We start from the raw sequence: 14163 nt of genomic DNA, 5'->3' as shown, positions 1-14163 counted from the left end.
ACCGAGGACGAAAAATCGACCTCCAAGAGCGCCAAGAAGTGATCGCCCTGATCGACGAGAGCTGCACCGCTGGCGCACGCCTGGCCCAAGCCTGCAAGGTCCTTGAATTATCGCCCCGAACCGTGCAGCGCTGGCGACAGGGAGGCACGGTGAAGACCGATGGCCGCAAGGCGGCGGCGCAGGGTCGAGTGCCGGCGAACAAACTCGCAGAGGCGGAGCGGGCCGAGATTCTGACGACCGCCCATGCCCCACAGTTCGCCCATTTGCCCCCCAACCAGATCGTCCCGAAACTCGCCGACCAAGGCCGCTATCTGGCTTCGGAATCGAGCTTTTACAGGATCTTGCGCGAAGAGAAGCAACTGGCCCGTCGTGGTAAAGCCAAGGCGCCGACCCACTCTCGCCCCCCGGAATTGGTGGCCACGGGGTCCAATCAGCTCTGGAGCTGGGATAGTGTGCCGTAGAGGCACCAGTAAAAGTCTGCATGGATGCAGGCATTCACTGAGCCATAAGCTCAGTAAGAGATGGTGGTAGGCCCACCGGTGTCGGCTGTCGGAAGCGGGCTCCAAACCGGCCCAAGCTGCATGTATTAAGAGTGCGTGTAGTGAGCGTTGGGTGAAAAAGGCCGCATAAATGCGGTCAGGTGAGATATTGAGAGGCGAGTAAAACCGAACCCATGTTGACGTGTCGAGATCCATACATGACATCAAAATCGAGGGCGTGTCCCACCTTCGAGATAAGTCTGCGGGCGTATTCCGAATGCTGCGCAGGCGGTGTCCGGCATAAAGTGGGCGCGACTCCATATCAGGCTCTTACCGGGAACTACGGGAACCAGTCATCGTGATGTTCAAGGGAGAAAGCACAAGTGGCGACTACCACAAGGCTGAGAGTACCGATGCACGATACTGGGGCGGAGCTGCTCGTAGTAGTGATGAAGCGCCTGTAATGGGCGTGGAGCGAAGGGGCAGCGTCAAACAGCCGAGATGCCAGTCTCAACTGCACCCGCAGGAGGAAGGTCGGCATCAGGCAAAATCATTCGAGATCGAAAAGGGGTTAATTGTCGAAGCATACAACCGTGTTAAAGCGAACGCGGGGGCTGCAGGTATAGATCAGCAGTCTCTGGAAGATTTTGACCGAGATCTAAAGAACAATCTGTATAAACTCTGGAACCGAATGGCATCGGGCAGCTACATGCCGCCGCCGGTTCGTGCGGTTTCTATTCCGAAGAAAGCGGGTGGAACACGGACATTAGGCATACCAACGGTAGCAGATCGAATCGCTCAGATGGTGGTCAAACTCGAGTTTGAACCCAACATAGAACCTCACTTTCTCACGGACTCTTACGGCTATCGGCCGGGAAAATCGGCCCTTGATGCTATCGGTGTTACGAGAGAGAGGTGCTGGCGTTATGCCTGGGTGTTGGAGTTTGACATCCGTGGGCTATTTGACAACATTCCGCATGACCTGTTGCTGCGTGCCGTTGACAAGCACACATGGGTTCGGCTGTATATTCGTCGATGGTTGATTGCACCCATGGTGATGGAAGATGGACGGCTGAGGGAGAGAAGCAAGGGCACCCCGCAAGGTGGGGTAGTCAGTCCTGTACTGGCTAACCTGTTTCTTCACTACGCTTTCGATCGCTGGATGAGCCAGCACTTCCCCACCATTAAATGGTGCCGTTACGCGGATGACGGACTGCTGCACTGCAGCACAGAAAAGCAGGCACAGCATCTGTTAAGGACCTTGCGTGAACGGTTTGCCGCATGTGGGCTTGAGCTGCATCCGGAGAAAGCAAAGATTGTTTACTGTCAGGATCACCGTAGAAAAGGGGGACATGCGAACACCTCGTTTGACTTTTTGGGATACACTTTCTGTAAAAGAACCATCAAGGGTAAAGCCGGTGACTTGTTCATGGGTTTCTGCCCCGGGATCAGCAAGGCAGCCCTGAAGTCAATTGTTCAGAGGATAAAGGCATGGAATATAGGAAGGCGGACAGATCTGTCATTGGCAGAAATCGCCGGATTTATAAACCCCTACCTGAGAGGCTGGTGGAATTACTATGGGCGATATTACCGATCACTCCTGTATCGGATAGCACGCTATGTAAACCAACGGCTGGTTCGCTGGGCTATGCGTAAGTTCAAACATCTTCGAGGAAGGAAGATGAAGGCGGTTGCGGCATTTAATCAACTGACCAGCGTGCGACCAAAACTTTTTGCGCACTGGTCGAGAGGGATGTCGGGTGCGTTTGTTTGATGGGAGCGGTGTGAACTGAGAGGTTCACGCACCGTTCTGCGAGAGGCTGAGGGTGAGATTCCCTTGGTCTACTCTCCTCACCTACTTGGGCACCACGGTGAAGGGCCGGTATTTCTATCTCTACCTGATCATGGATCTGTTCAGCCGCAAGATCGTCGGCTGGGAGGTCTTCGCCGAGGAATCGGCCGAGCATGCGGAGACGGTTTTCCGTAAAGCGTATCTGCGCGAAGGGGTGGCCGGTCAGTTGCTGCGGCTGCATTCCGACAACGGTTCTCCGGTGAAGGGGGCGACCATGCTGGCCACCCTGCAGCGGCTCGGCGTCGTCCCGTCCTTCAGTCGCCCCTCGGTCAGCAACGACAACCCCTATTCCGAGGCGCTGTTCAAGACCGTGAAATATCATCCCAGCTTTCCGGAAAAGCCCTTCGACACCTTGGAACAAGCGCGTCAGTGGGTGGCTGGATTCGAGCAGTGGTACAACGAGCAGCATCGTCACAGCGCCCTGAAATTCGTCACCCCGGGCCAGCGCCACCGGGGCGAGGACCAGGAAATACTGCGCCAGAGAACGGCGCTCTATGAAACGGCTAAAGCCCGTCGCTCCGAACGCTGGTCAGGCAACTGCCGAAACTGGAGCCGACCCGCGGTGGTCATCCTGAACCTCAATAAGGCCTCCCAGGATCGACTGCTGCTCAAAGAAAACGTGGCATGAAAATGCGACAACTCCCTTGACAACGACCGATCCCGGCTGCCACCAACATGGTAGCCAAGATCGAGGCCAAGCTCAAGTTACTCTATGTTAAATCGCCTCCGCAGGGGGCGTTAGTCGCTAAACGAAAATTTGTGTCTCCTTGACTTCGTCACTTTGCCCGGCCATGCCCAGAATGCGGGTTTCGACGGTCTTGCCGTCGTAAGGGTAGGCGCCAGCCGGACAGTGGCGAGTACATTGTCGACAGAGGATGCAGGAATCGTCGATCACCGGGAAAGGATCGAGACGAATCGCCGCCACCGGGCAAACTTCCGCGCATTGCCCGCAACGGGTGCAGAGTTGTTCATTGGCCGCAACCGGCGGCTGCATCGCCTTGATCCCGGCGAGGCTCTTGGCGGCCGATTGTGCCCTTAGCTGGGGAGAGAGGTAGTCGAGTCGCTCGGCAGACAAAGGTTCCGCCCCGCCCCCCGCGATCTTGGCGAGCACCCTCTCCACCAGTTCTTCCATTTGCGCCAGATCCCCGGCGTCGGGGCGTCCCGCCGCCAGGGGGTTTGATGATTGCCAGAGGGAGGAATGCTCGGCCATTACCTTGGCGGCGCCAAGGACGGTAAATCCCCGCGTCGAAAGACCCCCAGCCATCTCCGGAAGGGCAAGGCCGCTGGTCACCGCCCCCCAGGTGACGAAGGGAACGGCGAATCCGCCAAGACGGGGCAAGGAGCCAACGAAATCTTCCAGCAGCGGCACGGCATGGTCACAATAGACGGGACTGCCGAGCCACAGACAATAGGGCTGGGTCTGCGCAGCGAAAGAAGCGGCGGCGTTCCGTAACCGCGCCAGATCAAGCAGAAGTGCGCTCTGACCGCGCCGCCGCAAGAAATCCCCAATCGCCTCGGCAACCTTCCGGGTCGTTCCCGCCGGAGAGAAATAGACGATACGATGTTCCATAGTCATGATCCTTTCTTTTCTTCGCCGGCTAAGACGCCCTACCCGGCCTAGCGCTAGTCGCTTGGCGGCTGGAGTTTCTCGGCGCTCTTGAGAAAAACCGCGAGAGCACCGTCGCCGCCGAACCGGCGTGGCGCCCTGCCCCACTCGGCAATCCGGGCACGCCCCTCGCCGTCCAGATAACGTTCGACGGCAACGCGCAACACCGGCTCTCCCTCGGACCGCAATCCCTTGCCGGTGACGATGAGCAGCGTCTTGCGCCCATGATAAGCGGCGTTGTCAAGAAAATGGCGTACCCGCTCCAGAGCCTCTTCTCGACTCAGGCCGTGCAGATCAAGGGTCGCCTCGGGTAGCAGTTTGCCCCGGGCGAGGAGTTTCAACCGCCGCGGCGCGGCCGGGGAAACCTCTTCATCCGCTTCGGGAAATTGATCGTTGAAGACCGTATCCAGCCGACCGAGAGCGGCGACGAAAAGTTCCGCGTCGCCGACCGGCACCGAGGACGGTTCCTCGACCGAGGGAGCGACCGGCCGCGGCACGGCACTCTCCCCCCCGGCATTCAACGTGCGCACCCCGATCCGCGCCATCTCCTCGGCGAAGGCGACCGGCTCGTCCTGCGCGAGCGGGCGCGCCGGGGGGATCCCCTTCGCCGGATGGAACGGTTCGGGCGTGGAAACGCAAAACCCCTTCAAGTCCTTGAAGGGGTTATTGCTCATCTGCGAAGATTTCTTCTGCTTGCGCTCTTTTTCTTTCACGTCTAGCGCCTCTGGATCTTGCGTCGTCCCTGCATGGCCTTGGTCTGCTGCTTGATGAGGGTACCTTGGCTTTCCAGATGAAACTGGTACCAGAGGTCGCCGAATTCCTGCATCTTCATTTTCTTGCCGACCCTGAGCAGTTCGAGATTTTCCTGAAGGGTATCGTTACCGCCGGTCTTTTTGATCCCCTTTTCCATGACCTCGATGGCCTTGTCTTTCTGCCCGATCTTCTCCAGGCAGTAGGCGTAAAGATTCCAGATCATCGGCTCTTTGCGGTTGGCGGCGGTCGCCCGATCGAAGGTGTCCCGCATCTTCTCGAGATTGTTGCGCTTCATGTAGCAAATGGCGAGCATCCCCATGGCCACCCAGTGCCGGACGAAGCCCTTTTGCAGATAATCGAAGGCCTCGTTGAAATCGCGTTTGAGGTAGAGGACGGTGCCGATCTGGGCGTTGAGCTGACCCTTGATGTAGAACTGCCACTTGGCGTATTTGAAGCCGTCTTGCAGCACCCTGACCGCCTTTTCCGCCCGTCTGGCCTGAAGATCGCGCTGGGCGGTCTCCATCAAGGCGCCAATCTTCTTCATGACGAAGCGGGTGAGCAGGAAATAGAGCAGGAAAAAGATCACGATCGCGGCGGTGCCGGCGATCCAAGGTTCGACGCCGGCGAGCAGGGTCAGTCCTACATGCACCAGGACGGAAGCGAGCAGGGAAAGGGCGAGATTAAGCATTCTTCGGAGAGTCCTTTCGGGAGGCGTTGGCTTGCGCTGTCAAAGCCTGCGAAGTGTAGCAATCCGCCCCACAAAAGTCAAAGAGATATCCCGCGCGGCACACTTCAGCGAGGCCGGCGGAAAGCTTGGGGCAGAAGTCAGCGCTCAAGTAAAGGAAAGGCGGGACGACTTCACCAGAGGGTTCCCCCCGGATTGAAGAGAACAAAGGCGAGTTCGGGATCAGCTGCGATTGCCATCGCGTACCAAGAGGGTCAGCTTGTCGCCCGGGCGCAGAATGTGATTCTTCGCCAGCCGGTTCCAGTTCTGGATCTGTTCCGTCGCCACCGCGAATTTGCGACCGATGGCCGAAAGGGTATCCCCGGACTTGACCCGGTAGACGATCTTGCGCTCACCCTTGGCAGCGGCCATCTTTTTTCCGGCGACGGCCTTGACCTTAGCCACCTTGAGAGTTTGGCCGGGACGCAAGGTACCCTTGGCGGTCAGACCGTTCCAGGCCCGCAAATCCTTTGCGCTGGCGCCGAAGCGCCGGGAGATCGCCCACAGGGTATCGCCCTTGCGCACCTTGTAGGTCTTGCTCACCGTCGACGTCGAAGCCCGCGAAGACGCCGCCTTTGCCTCGGCGAGCCGCGCCATGTCGGGGGACAAGGGCAGCAGCAGTTCCTCGCCAATCGGGAGCGTGCGGAAATTTTCAAGGCGGTTGAGAGCGATCAGATCGTTTGGCCGCAGATTATAACGGCGGGCAATTTTGGCCAGGGTTTCTCCCTTGGTGACCCGATGCCGATGAAAGCCGGCACGCTGTTTCGAAGGGATATTCGCGTAAAGCTTTTCGAAGCGAGACTTGTGGCCGGCGGGGATGCGCAAGGCGTAATCCCGGACAAAGGGAGGGGTACACCAGCATTTGAGCTCGGGATTCAGCGCACGAAGTTCCTCAAGGGAAACCTCGCAGAGCCGGGCCGCGAGTTCCAGATCGGTAGCTTCGGGGAGACGCACCACATCAAAAACATAGGGCGCAGCCGGAGGAATATCGGTGAAACCGTAAGCAGCGGGATCGCGGACGATAGTCAGCACCGCCAGCAGCTTGGGGACATAATTCCGGGTTTCGTCCCGCAGAGACGAATTGTCGCAGAGTTCCCAGAAATCCTCGGCGCCGTTCTCTTCCATGGCCCGGGAAATCCGCCCGCCGCCGGCGTTATAGGCAGCCACGGCCAGATGCCAATCGCCGTCGAAACGATCGTAAAGTTCACTGAGAAAACGGGCCGCGGCCCGGGTCGACTTCTCGAAATCGCGGCGCTCATCCCGCCACTCGTCATTGCTCAAACCGTAAATCTCGGCGGTACTTGGAATGAACTGCCAAGGGCCGGCGGCGTGGGCATGGCTGTAGGCGTGAGGATTGAATCCCGACTCGACCAAAGCGAGGTAGGAAAGATCCTGCGGCAGTCCTCTCTCAGCGAAGATCCGGCGCATGAAGGGGATGTAGCGCTCGGCCCGGTGCAGCAGGCGGGCGAAAATCTCCCGTCCCTCCCCGGTGTAATAGTCGATATAGGAACGCACCTGCTCGTTATCGACCATGGGAAAATCGAAAATCAGCTCATCCTTGAGCAGAGTCAATCCTTCGTATCCCTTCCGGGGGGAAGCCGCGTCGGCCAGATGCAGATGTTCGAGAACATCTTCCATCTTCTCTGGAGAAGGTTCTTGGGCGGCGGTCGTCCGGGATTCGACCAGCACCGAATAGTTGGGGCGCCCGGGTACCTTGCGCGGCGGTTGGACCAGGACGGTCGTTCCGGGTACGGATTCTACGGTCGACGGAGCGGGCAAGAGGGCTTGTGGTTCTTGGGGGGCGGGCAAACAGCCAGACAGGATCATCAGCAAAGAAAGTAGCGGTATCCATTTCATCGGTTGGTCTCCTCGAAGAGCACGATCCCGGTTCAAGCCGGAACCGCGCTGCTTCAATCGGCGTCAGGCCAGAAACGGCGCTGCAATTCGGCGAGCAATCCGGCGAAGGAGCTCCGGTCACGGGCGCTGACCGGCACGGCGTCGAAACGCCGACACAGGGGAGGGACTTCCTCCGGCGGTACCAGATCGATCTTGTTGAAGACCAGCAGCCGGGGAATCCGATCCAGTTTGAGATTGTCGAGAATCCGCTCTACCGCCTGGATATGCTCCTCGAATCGGGGGTTGGAAAGATCGACCACATGCAGCAGCAGATCGGCATCCTCCAGTTCCTCCAAGGTAGCTTTGAAGGCGCCAAGCAGGCTTTTCGGCAGCTTGCGGATGAAACCGACCGTGTCGGTGATGATCACTTCCCGTTCCATGGGGAAGCGCAGTCGGCGGGTGGAGGTATCGAGGGTGGCGAAGAGCAGATCTTCGGTAAAGACTTGACTCTGAGTGAGGGCGTTAAGCAGGGTCGATTTACCGGCGTTGGTGTAGCCGACGATGGAGACGATGGGCACCTCGGCGCGGATGCGCCGCTGGCGGCGCTGCAAGCGCCCCCGGGCAAGGTCGGCGAGCTGTTTTTCCAACCGGGCGATGCGCTCGCGGATGCGCCGACGGTCGATCTCCAGCTTAGTCTCACCGGGGCCGCGCCCGCCGATTCCCCCCATCAGCCGGGACATGGCCGTTCCCCGGCCGATCAACCGGGGCATGATGTACTTCAGTTGAGCCAGTTCCACCTGCACCTTGCCGTCCAGGGTGTGGGCGCGGCGAGCGAAGATGTCGAGAATCAGCTGGCTGCGGTCGATGACCTTGATTTCGGTGATTGCCGAAATGGAGCGCACCTGCACCGGCGACAGATCCTGGTCGAAGATCAGCACCGTCGCCCGCTGCTGTAGGGCGCGGATGATGACCTCCTTGACCTTACCCTCCCCCATCAGATACTTGGGATTGAGTTGGCGGGGACGCTGAATGACCCGATCGAGGACCACCACGTCGGCGGTGCGGGCCAGTTCGGCCAGCTCGTCGAGAGAATCTTCCGTCTCCTGACGGGAAGCCAAGCTGACGGAGATAAGAATCGCCCGTTCTCGGCCGTCGGAAAGATCGATGGCATCGTCGACCTTGCGTTCGAGTTCGGCTTCGAGGGCGCGGGTGAAGGCGGCGAAATCCAGATCGAGATCGTAAATCGAGGGGACACTCAGCACCTCGACGCTCTCGCCACCGGGAACCGGCGGCAGCACATGGGCGTAGTCGACCCTGCCGGGCAGACCGTCCCCGCCCACGGCCAGCGCCACCATGAGATCGAGACGAAGCAGGGCGAGGTCGGTGAGGTCGTCCTGGGAGAGGGGTTCCCCCTTGATGTGGGTGTGGATACAGCGCAATCCGCGCAGACCGCCGCGACCGAGGCCGTAGCCGGAAAGATCGGGGATGACAATTTCCCGATCGTCGCCGACAATGACGTATTTGATTTCCCCCTGGCGGTCGACGATCACCCCGATCTGCCGACGCAGTTCATGGGCACGTTCCGTCAGGTAACGGGCGAGTTCGACGGAAATCACCTGATCGACGGGAATCCGCCGCCGCTCAATGCGCTCCAGGGCCTGAATCTGGCTCGCCTTGAGGCCGGAGAGATGGCCGTGAATCACCGTTCGCCTCGAAACGGGAAAAGCAGAGAGGCAACCTCGAAAAAGGGGCCTTGAAGGCCCCTTGCTCGCAGGATGTCAAGGGGGGGGGTCATGCGCCGGTAACGCTGAATCCGGAGTCGACGTAGTGAATTTCGCCGGTCACCCCACTGGAGAGATCCGAGAGAAGATAAACGCTGGACTTGCCCACTTCTTCTTGGGTGACGCAGCGTTTGAGGGGAGCGCGGTCATCCATGAGCTTGAGTTTTTCGCGAAAGTTGGCGATGCCGGAGGCGGCCAGGGTCTTGATCGGGCCGGCGGAGATGGCGTTGACGCGGATATTCTTCTCACCCAGTTCCACCGCCAGGTAGCGCACCGAAGCTTCGAGGGCGGCCTTGGCCACACCCATAACATTGTAGTTGGGGATGGTGCGCACCGCACCGAGATAGGTCAGGGTGAGAATGCTCCCCCCCCCGGACATGAGCGGCACGGCATAGCGGGTGACCGCCAGCAGGGAATAGGCGCTGATGTCGAGGGCCAACTGGAAGCCGGCGCGGCTGGTCTGGCTGAAGCTGTGCTTAAGATCCTCGCGATTGGCGAAGGCTACGGCATGCACGACAAAATCGACGGTGCCCCACTCCTTGCGCAAAGTTTCGAAAACCCCCTCGATCTCGGCGTCGCTGCCAACGTCGCAGGGAAGGATCAACGTGGCGCCAAGGCTTTCCGCCAGAGGGCGAACCCGCTTTTCCAGGGCTTCGTTGAGATAGGTGAACGCCAAGGTGGCACCTTGCGCCTTGAGCTGCTGCGCGATTCCCCAGGCGATACTCATGTCGTTCGCCACACCAAAGACGATGCCGCGTTTGCCTTCCATCAAACCCATATATGCAATCTCCTTCGTGATCTTCCTCGTTCAGAGGCATTTCTTTAACAGATCATGGTCGATAAAGCAAGCCCTTTGCCGCACCTCTCCACCCTGCGCGCGGGCATGGATTAACCAATTGCCCCGATTGACCGTTGACAAAGCCATGAAGAACAACGGACAATTCCACCGTTTTTTGTCCGGAGGAATCCCCCATGACCCTCTCCACTATTTTCGGCATCGCTCTGGCTCTGGCCATGGATGCCTTTGCCGTGTCCCTGGCCGCCGGCGTGACCTTAGAGCGCATCACCGGCCGCCACCTCTTCCGCTTCGGCTTTCACTTCGGGCTGTTTCAGGGAATGATGCCGGTCATCGGCTGGCTGGCGGGGGTCAGCGTCCATCGCTGGATCGCCGACTACGACCACTGGATCGCCTTCGGCCTGCTTGCTTTCGTGGGCATCAAGATGATCCACGAAGCCCTCGAAAAAGAGGACCAGGCCGCCGAGGCGAACGATCCGACCCGCGGCCTGACGCTGGTCATGCTCGCTATCGCCACCAGCATCGACGCCTTGGCGGTCGGGCTCTCCCTGGGCATGCTCGGGGTCAGCGTCTGGCTGCCGGCGGCTGTCATCGGTCTGGTCTGCGCCATCCTCACCGTTGCCGGCATGCTCTTGGGCGGGCGTGTCGGCCGCATGTGGGGGAAACGGGTAGAGATCTTCGGCGGCCTCGTCCTCTGTTCCATCGGCCTGAAAATCCTCCTCGAACACACCCTGGGTCAATAAACCTAAAAACGGCGGTTAATCGTTGAAAAATGTTGTAACCTGCTGACCTTGATTCGAAATTTCCTATTGGAGGTTTCACCAAATGGGTGAACGCGATTTGCAGGTGATTCCCGAGCCGTCCCGGGTTGCCGTCGAGACTTTTGCCGGTCGCATTCATGTCGAATGGGATCCCGACGCGGCGGTCACTCCCATGGGGCAGCTCCCCTTTTTCATCGAGTTTCTGAAAGTCAGTGGCCTGTTCGAAGCGTTGCTCGCCGACTGTCCGCTTCGCTACGCCTCACCCAATGCTCCCAAGGTTCGCGATGTCCTCGGAACCCTGCTTCTGTCGAGTCTGGCCGGGCACAAACGCTATGCCCACATGACCAATATCCGCAGTGACGGCGTCAACCCGGAGCTACTCGGCATGACCGCCGTCGCCTCCGAGGATTCCGTGCGTCGTGGTCTTGCTGCGTTTGACGAAACCGAGGCGCTCGACTGGCTGGACCGGCACTTGGGACACATCACTCATCCCATCCTGGCGCTGGGCGCCTGGATTCTGGATACGGACAATACGGTCAAACCCCTTTACGGCAGGCAGGAAGGGGCCGTGAAGAGCTACAACCCCAAGAAGCCGGGGCGGCCATCCCACGCTTACCACAGCTACTTCATGGGCAACACCCGTCTAGCCTTCGGCGTCGACGTCGAGCCCGGCGACCGTCATACCGGCAAGCATGTGGCCGTCGGCCTGTGGAGGCGGCTCGACCGGCTTCCCCGCGAACTGTGGCCGCGCTTCATTCGTGGGGATGTCTCCTTCGGCAACGAAGCGGTTATGTTCGAAGCCGAGACGCGTCAGCTCGATTACCTGACCAAGCTGCGGCTAACCGCCAACGTCAAAAAACTCATCCATCGCCTGATCGCCAGAGGGGTCTGGGTGGACGCCGGCCAGGGGTTCAAGGGATGCGAGGGCACCCTTCAACTCACCGGCTGGAGCCGCTCTCGCCGGGTGATTGTGCTAAAACGCCCGATTCAAGGCGAACTTCTGCTCACGGACGGCCAGTTGAATCTGGCGTTTATCGACACCGAGGACGGGATTCGCAAGTACGAATACCAAGTCTTGGTGACCTCCTTGACCGACGAAATCCTGACCATCGCCCAGCTTTATCGGGATCGTGGCGATTGCGAGAACTGCTTCGATGAACTGAAAAATCATTGGGGGTGGGGCGGTTTCACCACCCAGGATATTAAGCGATGCCGCATCAGCAGCCGTTTTATCGCCCTGGTCTACAACTGGTGGTCGCTCTTCGCGCGCCTGGTTCATCCCGACAAACACCACGAAGCGATCACCAGCCGCCCACTAATGCTCCAAGCCGTCGCCAAGCAAACCAGCCATGCCGGTCAGAAGACCGTGACCATTACCAGTACCCATGCCAAAGCCTACCTCGTACAGGCCGCAATGCGAGAGCTGACGGCCTTTTTCAAGGACCTGGCCCGAACTGCGGAGCAGTTGGGTCTGAAGGAGCGGATCAAACTGATCGCGAAACACGCGTACCGAAAGCTACTCGCGTCCGCACCGATCTTACCGTCGCTAAAGTGCCTTCCAGCACCAGGATAAAATCAACCAACCGCCGTTTTTAGGATAAATTTCCGGCATATAACAACAATAGAGCATGACGTGCCGATATCGGTGACTTCCGACGCCTCTTTTCGCGCTTGTGCTCCCCCTGCTTCTGTCCGAGCTCCCCGGAAACCTCTTGGCGGAGGCGGCCCCGAAGCAGCACAAGGTCATAATATCGGACAACGAGGCCTTGAATTTCGTCCGCACCCATCCTGGGGGGACTCTCTGCCAGCACTCCGACAGTTTTTTGCGGCATCCCGGGAATGTCCCCAGACAACTTTCCCAACAGTTCCCGATCATTCTCGAAGGGATTCCCGCAGCCAATGGCTAGCGTAATTGCGCACCCGCAGGGCCACAACACCCGAGTCATCTTCAGTCGGCCACTGGCCAAACCGGAGACGATCTTTGCTTGATCGCCCCCGGTTTATCCAGTAAAGTTGGGCTTTGAATTTTTATGAAGGAGAGTGGCGATGGGACGAATGATGACCAAGAGGGTCTTGTTGGCTTGGGGGATGGGATTGTGCCTCGTGCTGACGGGATGTCAGACCGCCTATTTTTCGGCGATGGAAAAAATGGGGTATCACAAACGGGATATTCTCGTCAGCCGGGTTGAAGAGGCGCGAACCGCGCAGCAGGAGGCGAAGGAACAGTTTCAGACGGCGTTGGAAAAATTCACCGAACTGACCGGGTTCAAAGGCGGAGCGCTGCAGGAAAAATACGACAAGCTCAACGGCGAATACGAAAACAGTAAAGCCCGGGCCGAAGCGGTACGCAACCGTATCGCTGCCGTCGAAGATGTGGCCGAAGCCCTCTTCGCCGAGTGGAAAAGGGAAATCGGCCAGTACAGCAACGCTGGTCTGCGTCAATCCAGTCAACGTAAACTCGATGAAACCCGGCAACATTACAACCGCCTGATCGCTGCCATGAAAAAGGCCGAAAGCAAAATCCCGCCGGTACTGACCGCCTTTAACGATCAGGTCCTCTACCTTAAGCACAATCTCAATGCCCAGGCCATCGCCGCCTTGCGCGACGAACTGGCCACCGTCGAAACGGACATCGGTGCCCTGATCCGTGACATGGAATCCTCCATCCGCGAAGCCGACAGCTTCCTCACCGCCATGGCCCGCGAATAGCGCCGCGACTGAGGCAAGAGTCTTCACCGCAGCATAAATAACAAACCCCACTTTTTCGTAAAGTGGGGTTTGTTGACCGTTATTGGGAACCACCGAATGGCGGTTTTTCCTTTTCTCTACCAAATGGGAATCAGGGGCTCAAAGGCTCCCGACACAGTTCTTCCTTGCGCCGGCAATCTTCTTCAGAAACACCAAATTGAGTGAAGGAAAGATCCGCTTCCCTGGACATCAGTAATGCCGGGAATGTGGACCAGGGGGGGATGGAACCGTTCCTGCTGAGGTTCGACAGCGACGCCATCGGAAACCACCCCCCGGCTGAAAAAAACGATGCCGGCAACGAGAGGCAGGGCAACATTGGAAAGAAAATGGGAGAAAAGCCCTTGCCTCCTCCCCCAGATTTTCTTCATCGCGGTTAGTCGGAAAAATTCCTTTTCAGCCATGACCCGCCAGAGTGAAACCCCGACAATATAGAAAGCAAAAGCCCCTAAGGCGAAATATCGATTGAACACTTCGGCAGTGGGAAAATCCATGGCATCCCCCCTCGAAAGAGCGAACAAGCCAATCAGCTGATTTATGGAAGAATTATAATCCCCCTCGACAAGGCCTGGCCAGTCTGTTTATAAACTATTTGATCTGGTAATCGAGTAGGGTGAGGCGAGCAGATCAAGCTCGCCTCATCCCTCTCACAGAACCGTACGTACGGGCCTCGTATACGGCTCCTGTCCATTCTTCCCCTCAATACATCTGAGGCAGGTACCCGGTTTGCACTGAACTCATCTCAAAAAGACCCAATTCCTGTAGGTACATGTTGGGAATGGCGTAATGGGCCAGATTGCCGGCAGAGTTTCGCCAGGAACTCATTTTTA

The 14163-nt window shown here is 58.5% G+C and carries 11 protein-coding genes and 2 pseudogenes; 6 read left to right on the top strand and 7 right to left on the bottom strand.

All coding sequences use genetic code 11. The annotated features are described in order from the left end of the window. The 3 genes and pseudogenes from RBR25_RS16200 to RBR25_RS16190 all read left to right on the top strand — a co-directional run. Positions 1-449 (top strand): annotated as a pseudogene (locus RBR25_RS16200) (helix-turn-helix domain-containing protein); the annotation flags it as partial. Between the two features lie 493 nt (positions 450-942). Then, complete coding sequence (gene ltrA, locus RBR25_RS16195; RefSeq protein ID WP_432820591.1) at positions 943-2253, top strand: group II intron reverse transcriptase/maturase; 1311 nt, start codon at positions 943-945, stop codon at positions 2251-2253. Positions 2254-2317: 64 nt separating this feature from the next. Continuing rightward, positions 2318-2959 (top strand): annotated as a pseudogene (locus RBR25_RS16190) (transposase); the annotation flags it as partial. Positions 2960-3076: 117 nt separating this feature from the next. Here the strand turns inward: RBR25_RS16190 and RBR25_RS16185 are convergent. The 6 genes from RBR25_RS16185 to RBR25_RS16160 all read right to left on the bottom strand — a co-directional run bounded on the left by RBR25_RS16185 (position 3077) and on the right by RBR25_RS16160 (position 9809). Then, entirely contained in the window at positions 3077-3907 is an 831-nt protein-coding gene (locus tag RBR25_RS16185) for a 4Fe-4S binding protein (RefSeq protein WP_432820590.1), read from the bottom strand. A gap of 47 nt (positions 3908-3954) precedes the next feature. Next, complete coding sequence (locus RBR25_RS16180; protein WP_432820589.1) at positions 3955-4650, bottom strand: Smr/MutS family protein; 696 nt, start codon at positions 4648-4650, stop codon at positions 3955-3957. Between the two features lie 2 nt (positions 4651-4652). Further along, on the bottom strand, positions 4653-5378 hold the full coding sequence (locus RBR25_RS16175) for a tetratricopeptide repeat protein (protein ID WP_432820588.1): 726 nt from the start codon (positions 5376-5378) through the stop codon (positions 4653-4655). A 219-nt stretch (positions 5379-5597) separates the two neighbouring features. Continuing rightward, on the bottom strand, positions 5598-7271 hold the full coding sequence (locus RBR25_RS16170) for a LysM peptidoglycan-binding domain-containing protein (protein WP_432820587.1): 1674 nt from the start codon (positions 7269-7271) through the stop codon (positions 5598-5600). Positions 7272-7324: 53 nt separating this feature from the next. Next, positions 7325-8953 carry a GTPase HflX gene (gene hflX / locus RBR25_RS16165; RefSeq protein WP_432820586.1) on the bottom strand — a complete coding sequence of 543 codons (1629 nt, stop codon included), beginning with the start codon at positions 8951-8953 and terminating at the stop codon, positions 7325-7327. A gap of 88 nt (positions 8954-9041) precedes the next feature. Then, entirely contained in the window at positions 9042-9809 is a 768-nt protein-coding gene (locus RBR25_RS16160; RefSeq protein WP_432820585.1) for an enoyl-ACP reductase FabI, read from the bottom strand. A gap of 194 nt (positions 9810-10003) precedes the next feature. On the opposite strand from RBR25_RS16160, the gene RBR25_RS16155 reads away from it, so the two are divergent. From RBR25_RS16155 to RBR25_RS16145, 3 genes are all read left to right on the top strand, one after another. After that, positions 10004-10570 carry a manganese efflux pump MntP gene (locus RBR25_RS16155; RefSeq protein ID WP_432820584.1) on the top strand — a complete coding sequence of 189 codons (567 nt, stop codon included), beginning with the start codon at positions 10004-10006 and terminating at the stop codon, positions 10568-10570. Between the two features lie 82 nt (positions 10571-10652). Continuing rightward, positions 10653-12161: a transposase gene (locus RBR25_RS16150; protein ID WP_432818244.1), complete on the top strand. Its 1509-nt coding sequence runs from the start codon at positions 10653-10655 to the stop codon at positions 12159-12161. Between the two features lie 473 nt (positions 12162-12634). Then, positions 12635-13297: a DUF2959 domain-containing protein gene (locus RBR25_RS16145; protein WP_432820583.1), complete on the top strand. Its 663-nt coding sequence runs from the start codon at positions 12635-12637 to the stop codon at positions 13295-13297. 182 nt (positions 13298-13479) lie between these two features. Here RBR25_RS16145 and RBR25_RS16140 read toward each other — a convergent pair whose 3' ends face one another. Continuing rightward, positions 13480-13827, bottom strand: a complete 348-nt coding sequence (locus RBR25_RS16140) for a hypothetical protein (protein ID WP_432820582.1) — start codon at positions 13825-13827, stop codon at positions 13480-13482. Positions 13828-14163: the final 336 nt, after the last annotated feature.

The sequence above is a fragment of the Trichloromonas sp. genome (assembly GCF_034006665.1).
In the GTDB taxonomy this organism is placed as follows: Bacteria; Desulfobacterota; Desulfuromonadia; order Desulfuromonadales; family Trichloromonadaceae; genus Trichloromonas.
Note: the sequence above shows the minus strand (reverse complement) of the source record. Positions and strands in the feature narration are given on the sequence as shown.

Coding starts and splice junctions, on each gene's coding strand:
- RBR25_RS16155 (WP_432820584.1), top strand. CDS start 10,004: ATGACCCTCTCCACTATTTTCGGCATCGCTCTGGCTCTGGCCATGGAT.
- ltrA (WP_432820591.1), top strand. CDS start 943: ATGGGCGTGGAGCGAAGGGGCAGCGTCAAACAGCCGAGATGCCAGTCT.
- RBR25_RS16185 (WP_432820590.1), bottom strand. CDS start 3,907: ATGACTATGGAACATCGTATCGTCTATTTCTCTCCGGCGGGAACGACC.
- RBR25_RS16150 (WP_432818244.1), top strand. CDS start 10,653: ATGGGTGAACGCGATTTGCAGGTGATTCCCGAGCCGTCCCGGGTTGCC.
- RBR25_RS16160 (WP_432820585.1), bottom strand. CDS start 9,809: ATGGGTTTGATGGAAGGCAAACGCGGCATCGTCTTTGGTGTGGCGAAC.
- RBR25_RS16175 (WP_432820588.1), bottom strand. CDS start 5,378: ATGCTTAATCTCGCCCTTTCCCTGCTCGCTTCCGTCCTGGTGCATGTA.
- RBR25_RS16145 (WP_432820583.1), top strand. CDS start 12,635: ATGGGACGAATGATGACCAAGAGGGTCTTGTTGGCTTGGGGGATGGGA.
- RBR25_RS16170 (WP_432820587.1), bottom strand. CDS start 7,271: ATGAAATGGATACCGCTACTTTCTTTGCTGATGATCCTGTCTGGCTGT.
- RBR25_RS16140 (WP_432820582.1), bottom strand. CDS start 13,827: ATGGATTTTCCCACTGCCGAAGTGTTCAATCGATATTTCGCCTTAGGG.